Below are 13,500 nucleotides of genomic sequence, written 5' to 3' on the forward strand. Positions count from 1 at the left end.
CCGACAGCACACAAAAAAGCCGGGGGCTGCGGTTGCCCGCAGTCCCAAGCTTTCCATCATTTCAGCTACTATTGCTTCTTTGCTTTCAGGTCATCCAGCCACATACGATGTTGCTTGCCATCGTTATCGAGGGCCGTATAAATCATAATGCGCGTTTCAGCAGTCACTCCCGAAAGTTTCAGGGTATGCCCCGTAGAAACATACCGCTTCAGGGCTTCAGCACCATTGTCGCCCATCTCCGGGGATTTCTTGTTCACCAACTTCACATCACCCGCTCCGACCGCCTGGCCATCAGCCTCGGTCACAGTGGCGCCCGTTACGCGAACATAGAATTCGACACCCTCCTCGGCAACCGGACTCTCCTCCATGGAGCCGCCGGGATTGCTCGGCTCGTAATAAGGCGATGCTTTCAGTTCAAGCACGATATCCGCAGGCGATGCAAGCGACGTAAACTTCGGCAGCGTCAGCCAAGCCGGCTTGGAGCCTCCTCCGAATTTCACATAACCTATAGCAAGGTTGACATTGGAATTCAGCGTTGCATTGGTAAGTTCCGCAGCATCCCACATCGGAGCATAAGCAGCACAGAATGTCGCATCGCTCCATTTTGCCGTCGGATTATAAACGGTATTCTTACTACCGGGAATCGTAAATACAACCTCTTTCGTATAATCTTTCACCGAACCGATAGCGCGACCATAAGCACACATCAGCGGTTCAGCGCCATACGGGAAGTTATCGAAGTCCGCATAGAGCAGATACCCGTCCGTCGAGGGAGCTGCATCCGTCGTCACAGCCACGGAAGCCCAGTCCGAATCCACGAATTCCGTAGATTTAGCATCCGCCTTACGGCGCATTTCCATCGTATAGTTTGTTCCGGGAGTGAGTCCGCCGAATGCAAAGCGATAGAATTTATACCTCGCGAAAGCAAAGGCATTGTATTTTTCGGTCGTCCAACTGTCGAGAACGGCTCCATCGGGTCCTTTCAGGCGGAAGTCGAAGGTATCCGATCCGGAAACGGGGCGTTCTTCCAGCGCTTTGGGAGAAAGCTCCCACTCGATAACCGCATAGCCGTACGTTTTATCATAGAGGCGCACCGTGGGTGCGGTCATCGGAACCGGAGCAGGCGTCGCAAACGTCGCAGTCACTTCATCCGAGTCGAATTCATTCGGCTGCGATCCATCGCCGACAAGCGCCTGAACCGAAACCGTATAGTCCGTACCCGGCACAAGGCCGGTGACCGTACAATTCGTCGCAGTAACGACTTTCGAGAAAGCCTCCTGCCCGCCCGCCGTGGTTTTAACGACGACACGGTAGCTGGCGGCACCGCTGACTGCCTCCCATGCAACTTTAACGCCGGTAGAAGTCACATCGCTGGACACCAGTTCCGTCGGCGTCGCCAGTTTCTCAACTGCAAAGCCAATAGTACCGACAACCTTGGTCGTTTCATCGGAATTGAACTCGGCATTCCCGGCGTAAAGCGCCTTGACACTAAAGAGATAAATTCCCGGTTCCAGGTCGGTAAATTCACAGCCGGCCTCTTTCGTTTCAATCGTCTTGCGGAAATCGGGACGGCTCTGCTGGGCAACGGACGCCTCATAGGAAGTAGCGCCCTTCACACCCTCCCAGGTAAAGACAAGGGACGTTTCGCCGGGAACATAGGCAAGCTTCTCGAGTTCGGGCGCCGGCAGTTTCTCGGTAACCTCCACCTTATCGGCCGCCATAACGGTAATGTTGTCGATATTGATACGATACCCCTCCAGCCCCATAGTCTGGGCCGCAATCTTGATGCGCGTCTTGTTGGTCGCATCCTTTACCGTAAAGGTCAGCGTCTTCCATTTACGACCGGCAGCCGACGTCTGCGCAGGCAGTACGGTATTGTTCACTTCGCCGTTGGTTACGGTACCCGCACCTTCGGCCGAAACGATATACGTACCCGGCGAATTATCGAAACGCAGGAAATCGATCGAAACCGTCACCGTTTCCGGCGCAGAGGTGAGATTCTCGAGCTCCGGCGTCATAATCCAGCCGCCGTTGGCCGTAACACCCAGCTTCACATAGCCCGGATGCTCGTAAACACGCTCTCCGGCCCACTTCTCGACACCGCGGTTGATGCGGTACTGCTCGCCCATGGTTTTGAACACGTCGCTCGTACCGTCGCTGCCCGCCGTAATCTGGTCGGGTAGCGCCTCTTCGGTGCCATCGAAATCCTTACCCGCACCCGCAGAGCCGTTCGGCCCCGGACCTTTCTTGTTGTTCGGATAATCGCCGCCCCATACGAACAACTCGAAGCCCATCTTGAACACCTCGTTCGAAGAGCTTACCGATCCGGTAACATCGCCCTGGAATTTCACCACGCCGTCGAGTTTGAACGTCACATGGCAAACAAGTTCGCCCAGCTCTGCAGGCGTACCCGTGATAGGCACGGAAATCGTACCGCTGCCTTCACGCTCGATAACCGTTTCGTATTTATCCTTGATGGAGAGTCCCTGTGCGGCATCGCCGGAGAGCGAAGCGGTAATTTCGACGATCTCCTCGCCGAAAGCCTTGTCGTATTCGATGGAAAGAGCCGCAGTCGACTCCGTGTTGGATTTAAGGCTGCCGGAGACAACCGGATCCTTCACTTTGAAATGGCCGTCGGCCTGCGTAACCTCGATCTTCATCTCCTGGCCGTTCGCCGGCTTCAGGTAGATGTATCCCACACGCTTGTCGCCGGCATTACGCTCGGCCGTAATGGTCACCCACTGGTAGTCCCGGCCGTTGCCGACACCCTCGGAGGGCGAAATGGCAAACCAGTTGTTCACGGGCGTTCCGCTGGCCTCGTCCAGACACTCGACGCGGGCAGACCACGAGCCGTCATAGCGCACGGACACCTGGGACGTAGCGTTCGCATTGTACGTCAGCTCGACGACATCGGTATCCCGCTTGAGCGGAGCCACATCCGGATCATCGGCACACGCCGCCAGACAGAGGGCCGACACCACGAGCATCGTCTTTATCCAATTTTTCATAAGTTTCATAACATTTTGATTAGAGTAATAACTATTACATAAATAGCAATACGGATGTGCGGGAAAGCACCTCCTTACTCCCAAAAGAAAAGATTATGTCTTGAACAACTTGCAGGGCAAACATAAAAACAATTTTTCTTTCCTGCAAATTTTCCGACACAAAAAGCAATATTCAGATAAAAATAATTTCTTTTAGTAATTTTTTAAATATTTTCTAACATCTTTAAGACAAGAATCAAAGACATTTGCGGCGCATACAGAGGAAGAAACAAATACGCTTTGATTTTTAAGCCGTTATGCGCTATTAATTTGCAAATATGAGATAATAATATTGCTTTTTGTTATTTTTTAGATGTTTTTCAATCATAAAGTTGCACGAAAGAAAATAAAAACATATATTTGGAAGAAAATAAAGGACTTTTTATTAAATAATTAAAAAAACCACCTGACAAACACAGAAACCTAAACACTTTTTTCAACGCTCTCCAGAAGAAGTTGTATCGGGAATGACTTGCACCAGCCGAAATCCCCGGAATATTCCGGCCTATATATAATAGGTATGGAAAACCGGCAATGAACCGATTAATAACTTAAACTGATGTAAAATGAAACAATGTTACACGCTGACCGGACTTGACGTACAGGGCAAAATACGCTCTTACATCAGGCTCCTTACGGTTACACTTCTCTATGTGACATTTTCGCTACCGGCCCTGGCGCAAGGGGGGGGGGAAAGCTGTTTCGGGTGTCGTTAAAGACGAAGCCGGAACTCCTCTCATCGGTGTCACCGTCACCGTTCCCGGCACCACAAGAGGCACCACAACCGATGTAGACGGCGCCTACACGCTCAAAGCTGACAATTCCGAATCCCTGAACTTCAGCTACGTAGGTTACAAGCCGCAAACAATCCACGTAAACAATCAATCTACCATCGACGTTACCATGAGCGAAGACAACACCAGCCTCGAAGAGGTCGTCGTCGTCGGCTACGGCGTACAGAAACGCCGCGACATCGTGGGCGCCGTCGAAACCCTTTCGACGAAAGGGCTCGAAGAGCGCATGGGCTCGTCGATGAGCATTTCGCGCTCGCTCCAGGGCGCCATCCCCGGCCTTACGATGACCTTTTCCGACGGTAAGCCCAACCGGGGCGCCACGGTTCGCATCCGCGGCGCCGAGAACTCGATCGGTTCGGGCGGTTCGGCACTCGTGCTGGTCGACGGCGTAGAAACCGACATGTCGACCGTCAATCCCGACGACATCGAATCGATTTCCGTCCTGAAAGACGCCTCCTCGACCGCCGTATACGGCGCACGCGGAACGTTCGGCGTCATCCTCCTCACGACCAAAGCCCCGCAGAAAGGCAGCGCAAAAGTGACCTATAACGGCACTTTCACATTCTACCAGCGCGCCACCAAACCGCAAATGGTCACCAACGGCTACGATTATACCACCTCGTTCCTCGAGTCCTACGTCAACGCTTTCGGCAAGGATCCCGCGAACATCAACAACGTCTTCAAGTTCAACCGCACCTGGTACGACGAACTGGCCCGCCGCAACAGCGACCCTTCGTATGAAAAATGGCGCGTGAACAACCGCAACGCCTACGAATATTTCGGCAACACCAACTGGTACGACGTATTCTACAAGGACTACACCACCGGACACCAGCACAACATCAGCGTAACGGGCGGCGGCGACGTGGCTTCCTACTACGTTTCCGGCCGTATGTTCGAACAAGACGGCATCTACAACGCCGGCGATGAAAAATACCAGCAGTTTAACGTCAAGGCCAAGGGTATCGTCAACGTGAAACCCTGGCTGCGCGTGGAGAACAGCACCGACTTCATGTACCGCTATTCGCACCAGCCGACGGGACACACCGGTATCAGCACCACGCCGATGACCGTATCGCGCATGCTCAACCACCAGGCCTACCCCGTCGCACTGGTCACCAACCCCGACGGCACATGGACCGAAGCGGCCGTATACACCGGCTGGGCAGGTTTCGTCGAGGGCAACTCGTGGCGCAAAGACCGCAAATACGACATGACCAACCGCACGTCGATCACGCTCGACCTCCTGAAAGACGTACTCGTCGCCAATGCCGACGTGAGCTTCTATTTCAACCAGACCGACCGCCGCCAGGCCGTGAACAGCTACACCTACTACACCGGCCCGGAAAGCTCGGGCGAGCGTCCCGCAGGTTCGCTCTACGAGGAGCGCTCCTACAACCGCCAGAAAGTCGCATCGAGCGCCACGCTGACCTACACCCCGCGCCTGGGCGACAACCATTCGCTGACCGTATTGGGCGGCTGGAACATCGAGGACTACACCTACAAGAGCAACCTGATGAGCCGCGAAGGCATCATCATCCCCGGCAAGCCCAACTTCAGCCTGCTGGAGGGCGAAGCGATGACGCTGAAAGACAACGGCAGCTACGACTGGGGCCTCGTCGGCGCATTCTTCCGCGCAAGCTACTCGTACAAAGGCAAATACCTCGCTGAAGTCAGCGGCCGCTACGACGGCAACTCCAAGTTCCCGTCCGGACAGCGCTGGGGCTTCTTCCCCTCGGGTTCGGTAGGATGGCGTATTTCGGAGGAGAATTTCCTCAAGAGCGCCAACTGGCTCGACAACCTGAAAATCCGCGCATCGGTGGGTTCCGCCGGCAACGGCCTTATCAGCGACGCCTATGCATACCTTTCGTCGATGTCCATCTCGCAGTCGGGCCTGCTGAACAACGGTGCGGTATTCAACTACACGCAGGCCCCGTCGCCGATTCCCGACGGCCTGACATGGGAAAAGGCCACGACCTATGACCTGGGTCTGGACTTCGAGGCATTCAACGGCCGCCTGAACTTCTCGGCCGACATCTACCGCAAGAAGACCACCGACATGTACGTCGTTGGCGAAGAGCTGCCCGCCGTATTCGGCAACAGCGCTCCCAAAGGCAACTACGCCGACATGCGCACCGACGGCTGGGAGGCGAGCCTCTCCTGGCGCGACAGCCACACCGTAGGCGGCAAAACCTTGAGCTACAACATCAAGGTGGCCGTATGGGACAACGTCAGCAAAATCACGCGCTACACCAGCAAGACGGGTACGCTCCCGACGAACTATTCGATCAACTACTACGAGGGCATGACGCTCGGCGAAATGTGGGGTTACAAGTGCGACGGCCTGTTCCAGAGCGACGAAGAGGCGCAGACATGGGCCAACTATTCGAAGTTCACCAACCGTTCGTCGACATGGCAGGCAGGCGACCCGCGCTACCTCGACCTCAACGGCGACGGCTATGTGAACAACGGCAACAACACGATCTACAACCACGGCGACCTGGTGAAGATCGGCAACACTACGCCCCGCTACAGCTACAGCATCCAGGGCGGCGTGCGCTGGAACGGCATCGGCTTGAGCATGATGTGGCAGGGCGTCGGCAAACGCGACTGGTACCCGGCCAAGGAGTCGGGCTACTTCTGGGGACAGTACGGACGCCCGTACAGCATGGCCCTGCCGTGGCACAACAGCGACCGCTGGTCGCCGACCAACCGGAACGCCTACTGGCCGCGCCTGGTCGGTTATTCGGCCAGCGACTCGGGCCTGATTCTCGCACAGCCCAATACGCGCTACGTGCAGGACGCATCGTACATCCGCCTGAAGAACCTCACCATCGACTACAACTTCCCCAAGGAGATGATCAACAAGATCGGCCTCCAGGCGCTGAAGATCTATGTCTCGGGTGAAAACCTGCTCACGTTCTCCCCGCTCAAGAAATACGCGAAGAACTACGACCCGGAAGGTATCTATGCCGGCGACGCCGACTACGGCACCGACAAGTTCGGCAGCGACAACTTCGGCGACGGCGACGGTTATCCCGTCATGAGATCGTACACGATCGGTTTGACCATAACTTTCTAAATTCGGATGACAATGAAAAAGATAACATATATTCTGATCTCGGCCTGCTTCCTGCTGACCTCCTGCGAAGGCTTCCTCGACAGGGAGCCCAGCGCCAAGGTCGGTTCGGGCGATTACTTCACGGACGAGAGCTCGCTGTTGACCTATGTCAACGGATTCCTCAACAAGTACACCCCCTCCTCGGACGATCTGGGCTTCGGCGACGGGTATTCGGACATCATGGCGACGGAAAAGTCGTTCACGTTCCTGACCAATGCATCGTGGACGCCCGATCTGCAGGGCAGCTGGTCCATCGGCAACTGGACGCCGATCTACAACATCAACTACTTCCTGGTTCACATGCGTGAGGCGAAAGGACTTTCGGAAACGGTTTACAACCACTACGAAGGCACGGCCCGTTTCTGGCGCGCATGGCAGTATTTCGAGAAAGTCAAGCTGTTCGGCGCCGTGCCCTGGTACGAAGAGCCGATCGACCCGGAGGACATGGTGAACCTTTACAAGACGCGCGACAGCCGTGAATTTGTCATGGAGCGCATACTGGAAGATCTGGATTTCGCCTGCCAGCACTGCTATACTTCGGCCGAATGGATCAACTGCGCCCGTATCAACCGCTACATCGCACTGGCCTACAAAGCCCGCGTATGCCTGTTCGAAGGCACCTACCGCAAATACCATCCGGTAGATCCCTCCACGGGCAAGGCCTGGGAGGACAAGCAGGCTTCCGAAAAGTTCCTGCGCGAGTGCGTCAAAGCCTGCGAGGAGCTGATGAACGCCGGCGTGTACAACCTCGTGAACAACCCGGCGCAGGTCAAGACCCAGTACCGCCAGCTCTTCACGCAGGAGGCCGTCAACACCACCGAGGTGATCTGGGCCCGCCAGATGAGCGTCGGCATGACCACGTTCCACGACCTGACCTGGCGATACACCTCGGGCAGCTACGGACAGCGCTGGTCGCTCGACCAGGACTTCGTGAAAACCTACCTCAACCTCGACGGCTCGCGCCACACGGCCACCGGCGAAGAGTTCACGACGGAGATCGCCAACCGCGACTACCGCCTGCAGCAGTGCATCATCACCCCCGGTTACGAGAAACTCGTAGGCGGCGCATCGACCCCCACGCCTCCCGACTTCACGGTGACGCTGACCGGTTACCAGATCATCAAGTACAACATCGACGACAAGGCATACGAATCGGCCAAGGTTTCCTATAACTCGCTGCCGATCATGCGCTACGCCGAAGTGCTGCTCAACTACGCCGAAGCGAAAGCCGAACTGGGCGAGTTCAGCGACGATATCTGGAATAAAACCATCAAGCCGCTGCGCGAACGCGCCGGCGTCGACGGCAAACGCCCGACCACGGCCGACCCCTACCTGCAGGAGTATTACAAACTGGATAACAGCGACCTGCTGGAAATCCGCCGCGAGCGCGCCATCGAGTTGCTGCTCGAAGGTTTCCGCTACGACGACCTGATGCGCTGGCATGCGGGCGAGCTGCTCAACAAGCAGTGGTACGGCATTTACATCCCGGCCATGGACACCCCGTATGACCTCAACGGCGACGGTATCAACGACGTCTGCGTCGTCGCAAACGAAGCAGGCAACGAGCCGGGCGTGACCTACATCGTGCTCAACAACAGCAAATACTCGCTGGAGAACGGCACCAGCGGACGCCTGCTCTACACCGTAGGCCGCAACTTCGAGGAGAAGCGCTACCTGCGCCCCATCCCCAAGACGGCGCTGAACATCAACCCCGACCTGGGACAAAACTATTACTGGAGATAAAACGGGTGAAGGCGCGCACCCCGGAGGAAATTTCCGCCTCCGGGGTACGTGCCGCCCAAACATAAATTTTAATTCAGCATACAATGAAACGATACATATTTATCATCGCCGCACTCACAGCCCTGTTCCTTGCAGGGTGTTCGAACGACGACGAACGTCCGGTAAAGACCCCCATCGACCCGATGACGGATATTTACGGCGTGGTGACCGACACGCAGGGCAACCGCCTGCAGGGTGTGGTCGTGAGCGACGGCTACACCTGTACCGCCACCGACGAAAACGGCGTTTACCAGTTGACGGGCAATGAATTCTCGTACCATGTATTCCTCTCGATTCCCGAGACCTACGAGGTTCCGATGGGAGCGGGTCTGCCCTGCTTCTGGCAGAAACTCACGGAGGGCCGCAAACGCTACGACTTCACGCTCACTCCGCTGGCCGGAGGCGCCGAGAACGAGTTCAACCTCTTCTGCATCGCCGACCCGCAATGCCAGAATACCACCAACATCGCACGTTTCAACAACGAAACGGTACCCGACGTAGCCGCACAGGTGGCCGCTTCGACGCTGCCCTGCTACGGTATCACGCTGGGCGATATCGGCTGGAACACCGCCAATACCGACTATACGAACGACGTATTCCCGCTGATGAAGAAAGCCATGCAGCAGGACAAACTCGGCCTGCCGCTCTTCCAGGTCATGGGCAACCACGACAACAAGGTAATCTCGGTGGCCAAGGACAAGTACACCGTCGCGCACGACATCGCGGCGCAGCGTAACTTCGAGCTGGCATTCGGGCCGGTCAACTACTCGTTCAACCGGGGCAACGTGCACATCGTCGCCATGGACAACATCGTCTTCCCCAACCACAACGACTATTCGCTCGGGTTCCGCGACGACCAGGTCGCATGGCTGCAGCAGGATTTGAGTTACGTTTCGAAAGACAAGATGGTGATTCTCTGCGTCCACATCCCGATGCGGGCCAGCACGGGCCAGAACGTACAGGCGGTATTCGACCTGCTCAAGCCGTTCGCCGAAGTCCATATCATGTCGGGCCACACGCACTATGCAGAGAACAATGCCTACGACAGCCACTACGAGCACGTACACGGCGCAGCCTGCGGCGCCTGGTGGCACTCTACGATCAACACCGACGGCACGCCCAACGGCTATGCCATCTACAACATCAAGGGCGCCACAATCACCGACTGGGTATATAAAGCCACCGGCTTCGACCCCGATTATCAAATCCGCCTCTACCGCGGCAGCGACATTTTCATGACTGGCTACACTCCCAACTACCAGTTCCACTACAACGGCGACGACCAGATCGTAGCAAATATCTGGAACGCCGACAAGGAGTGGAAAATCGAGGTATTCGAAAACGGCACGAAGACCGGCGAAATGCTGCCCTACGAAAGCAGCGCGACAAAACGCGACGCCTGGGCTTCGGGATACCACTGCGGTGTACAGGGCCGCGATCCCGACAACTACGACCGCAAGAACACGAGCCACCTCTTTTACTACACGCTCAAGTCGCCGTCGGCTTCGGTCGAGGTGCGGGCTACGGACCGATTCGGAACGACTTATACCCAATCGAAATATACGACGGGCCTGCCCGAAGATTTCCCGGTGGGCGAATAGGAATTGTGTGGAAAATTCCGTAACTTTGCATATTGCGATTCAAAAGTCATAACGAGAATATGAAACGACTGCTCACACTACTCGGGGCCCTGCTGTTTTCAGGCATCGCTTTCGGACAACCCTCGGTACGCATCGCGCACGGGCCTTACCTGCAACAGGTCACCGACGACGGCTTCACCGTCGTATGGACGACCACCATGGACGCGGCATCGTGGGTCGAAGTAGCTCCTGACGACGGGTCGCACTTCTATGCCGCCGAGCGGCCGAAGTATTACGACTCGCACATCGGCAAGCGCCGCATAGGCCGCCTGCACCGCGTGCGTGTGGAGGGGCTGGAGCCGGGTACGACCTACCGTTACCGCATCATGCAGCAGGGCGTGCTCTGCGAAGAGGGCAACAAACGGGTCATCCTGGGCGAAGGTTACGGCAGCGACATCCTCAAACACAAGCCTTATACGGCCACCACGCTGGACGAATCGAAGGATAAAACCGAATTCTGGGTCGTGAACGACATTCACGCCCGGGATTCGGTATTCCGGCTGCTGCTGAAAGGCGTGGAAAAGGCAAAACCGGATTTCGTCTGCTTCAACGGCGACATGTTGAGTTCGATGGAGTCCGAGAAACAGTTGTTCGACGGCTACCTCAACTCGGCGGCCGAGTTGCTCACGCCCGCAGGCGTTCCCATCGTCGCTGCGCGCGGAAACCACGAAAACCGGGGTTCCTTCTCATCGAAGTTCCTGGACTACTTTCCCACTTCGACGGGTGAGGTTTACTATGCTTTCAGGCAGGGCCCCGTCTGTTTCCTCGTACTGGACTGCGGTGAGGACAAACCCGACAGCGATATCCGCTACTACGGCATGTCGACAACCGACGCCTACCGGGAACAGGAAGCCCGCTGGCTGCAACAGGTAGTCCAAAGCGAGGAATACCGATCGGCACCCGTCCACATCGTCATCCTGCACATGATTCCGGGCGGCAAGGGAAGCTGGCACGGGGAGCAGGAGCTGCGGCGGCTGTTCGTACCGATTCTCAACGAGGCCTCGGTCGATGTCATGCTTTGCGGCCACTACCACCGCTACGCCTACATCGACGACGGCAGCCGCGGCACGAAGTTCCCGATTCTCGTGAATTCCAACAACGACAAACTCGTCGTGAAAGCAGACCGCAAGGGCATCGACATAGACGTGGTCAACACACGCGGGGAGAGCATCAAGCGGCACCGTATCGACAAGTAACGCCGACGAAAGACAAACAGGCACAAAGGCGCTCCGTGCGCCTTTGTCTTTGAAACGGAAACAGACTTCAATCCATAAAAAACACCGTTTATGAAAACTTCAAGACTACTGACTGCCCTCGCGCTCGGCTTCCTGCTTTGCGGATGCGACTCCGGCGGGCAAAAGGCCGAAGGGCCCCATTACATTGACATCAGGGACCGCGCACAGCTGCACGAATGGTTCCGTTACTCGCCCCAGCGTCCGGTCGTCATCAGCGGCCACCGCGGCGGCATGGTGACGGGCTACCCCGAGAACTGCATCGAGTCGTTCGAAAAGACGCTCTCGATGATGCCCTCGTTCTTCGAAATCGACCCGCGCATGACCAAAGACAGCGTAATCGTGCTGATGCACGATGCCACGCTCGACCGCACGACCACCGGCACGGGTAAGGTATCGGACTACACCTACGAGGAGTTGCAGCAGTTCTTCCTCAAGGACCGCGAAGGCAACGTGACGACCTACAAAATCCCGACCCTCGAGGAGTGCATCGCCTGGAGCCAGGGCAAGACGATTCTCAACCTCGACATCAAGGACGTACCGCTGGAGGTCATGTCCTCGTTCATCAACCGCCTCGCCCCGGCCAATGTCATGTACACCGTGCGCAACGCCAAACAGGCCCGCACCTACCTCGACCGCGACCCGCAGGCGATGTTCTCGTGCTGGTGCAAGAACATGAAAGAGTTCAACGAGTATGTCGACCAGCAGATTCCCTGGTCGCAGGTAATGGCCTACGTGGGCACGATGATGCTCCCCGACCAGCAGGAACTCTACGGCAAGCTGCATGAAAACGGTGTGATGTGCATGATTTCGCTTGCCCCGACGCACGACCGCCGGGCTACCGACGCCGAGAAAATCAAAGGTTACGAACTCGAGATCCCGACGGGATGCGACGTCATCGAAACCGACTATCCCTACCTGTTCCAGAACCTCAACCTCAATCGGAAATAATGGCAGCATTCGACAAATACCGCTCGGTTTACGCACACGACGAACTGATGGAACGCCTGCGCCGCATCAAACACGTGGCGCTCGACATGGACGGCACGATTTATATGGGCATGTCGCTTTTCCCCTACACCAAACCGTTCCTCGAGGGGCTGAAGCAGATGGGTATCGGCTACTCGTTCCTGACGAACAACCCCTCCAAATCCATCGCCGACTACCTGCATAAACTCGAAGTGCTGGGCATACACGCCACGCGCGACGAAATGTACACCACGGCGCTGGCGACAATCGACTACATCAAGGAGCACCACCCCGCCGCCAAACGGCTCTTCCTGCTCGGCACGCCGAGCATGATTTCGGAGTTCGAGGCCGCAGGATTCGAATCGGCCGCGGATTCGGCGGACGACGTTCCCGACGTAATCGTCGCGGCGTTCGACATGACGCTGCAATACGACCGCCTGTGCCGCGCGGCATGGTGGGTGTCGCAGGGCGTGCCCTACATCGCCACCAACCCCGACCGCGTATGTCCCACCGACCAGCCGACAGTACTGGTCGACTGCGGCTCGATTTGCGCGTGCCTCGAGCATGCCACGGGACGGCGCCCCGACATTACGCTCGGCAAACCCGACCCCAACATGCTCTCGGGTATCCTCTCGCGGCACGGCCTGCAGCCCGACCAAATCGCGATGGTCGGCGACCGCATCTACACCGACGTGGCGATGGCACACAACGCCAAAGCCATGGGCGTACTGGTGCTCTCGGGCGAAACGACGCTCGACGTGGCGGACAAGGCCGACCCGCAGCCGCATATCACCGCCGACAGCATCGAGGTACTGGGCGGACTGCTCCGCGAGGCTTACGGCAAGTAGGCAGCCGGGAAACGGGATTCCGCGCGGACGGCGCAGACGGCTTCGCACAGCGACAGCCCCGTCCGTC

Annotated in this window: 7 protein-coding genes; 6 read left to right on the forward strand and 1 reads right to left on the reverse strand. The window is 56.9% G+C overall.

Annotation, left to right across the window (positions count from 1 at the left end):
* Window positions 1–68: 68 nt before the first annotated feature.
* Window positions 69–3,008, reverse strand: coding sequence for a fibronectin type III domain-containing protein (locus tag QZT71_RS03425; RefSeq protein ID WP_295912464.1), 2,940 nt, complete (start codon window positions 3,006–3,008; stop codon window positions 69–71).
* 777 nt (window positions 3,009–3,785) lie between these two features.
* On the opposite strand from QZT71_RS03425, the gene QZT71_RS03430 reads away from it, so the two are divergent.
* The 6 genes from QZT71_RS03430 (at window position 3,786) to QZT71_RS03455 (ending at window position 13,433) form a co-directional block, all read left to right on the forward strand.
* Entirely contained in the window at window positions 3,786–6,923 is a 3,138-nt protein-coding gene (locus QZT71_RS03430) for a TonB-dependent receptor (RefSeq protein WP_295912779.1), read from the forward strand.
* 12 nt (window positions 6,924–6,935) lie between these two features.
* Window positions 6,936–8,705: a RagB/SusD family nutrient uptake outer membrane protein gene (locus QZT71_RS03435; RefSeq protein WP_295912467.1), complete on the forward strand. Its 1,770-nt coding sequence runs from the start codon at window positions 6,936–6,938 to the stop codon at window positions 8,703–8,705.
* Window positions 8,706–8,788: 83 nt separating this feature from the next.
* Window positions 8,789–10,345 (forward strand): calcineurin-like phosphoesterase family protein, encoded by a 1,557-nt coding sequence (locus QZT71_RS03440; protein ID WP_295912470.1) that lies wholly within the window; start codon window positions 8,789–8,791, stop codon window positions 10,343–10,345.
* A 59-nt stretch (window positions 10,346–10,404) separates the two neighbouring features.
* Entirely contained in the window at window positions 10,405–11,580 is a 1,176-nt protein-coding gene (locus tag QZT71_RS03445; RefSeq protein ID WP_295912472.1) for an FN3 domain-containing metallophosphoesterase family protein, read from the forward strand.
* A gap of 90 nt (window positions 11,581–11,670) precedes the next feature.
* Entirely contained in the window at window positions 11,671–12,567 is an 897-nt protein-coding gene (locus tag QZT71_RS03450) for a glycerophosphodiester phosphodiesterase family protein (protein WP_295912475.1), read from the forward strand.
* On the forward strand, window positions 12,567–13,433 hold the full coding sequence (locus tag QZT71_RS03455; protein WP_295912477.1) for an HAD-IIA family hydrolase: 867 nt from the start codon (window positions 12,567–12,569) through the stop codon (window positions 13,431–13,433). The genes QZT71_RS03450 and QZT71_RS03455 overlap by 1 nt, the downstream gene beginning before the upstream one ends.
* Window positions 13,434–13,500: the final 67 nt, after the last annotated feature.

It is taken from the genome of uncultured Alistipes sp. (assembly GCF_902388705.1).
Taxonomy (GTDB): Bacteria; Bacteroidota; Bacteroidia; order Bacteroidales; family Rikenellaceae; genus Alistipes.

Excerpts from the sequence above, each read along its gene's own strand:
- QZT71_RS03425 (WP_295912464.1), bottom strand. The coding sequence starts at position 3,008 with ATGAAAAATTGGATAAAGACGATGCTCGTGGTGTCGGCCCTCTGTCTG.
- QZT71_RS03435 (WP_295912467.1), top strand. The coding sequence starts at position 6,936 with ATGAAAAAGATAACATATATTCTGATCTCGGCCTGCTTCCTGCTGACC.
- QZT71_RS03440 (WP_295912470.1), top strand. The coding sequence starts at position 8,789 with ATGAAACGATACATATTTATCATCGCCGCACTCACAGCCCTGTTCCTT.
- QZT71_RS03445 (WP_295912472.1), top strand. The coding sequence starts at position 10,405 with ATGAAACGACTGCTCACACTACTCGGGGCCCTGCTGTTTTCAGGCATC.
- QZT71_RS03450 (WP_295912475.1), top strand. The coding sequence starts at position 11,671 with ATGAAAACTTCAAGACTACTGACTGCCCTCGCGCTCGGCTTCCTGCTT.
- QZT71_RS03455 (WP_295912477.1), top strand. The coding sequence starts at position 12,567 with ATGGCAGCATTCGACAAATACCGCTCGGTTTACGCACACGACGAACTG.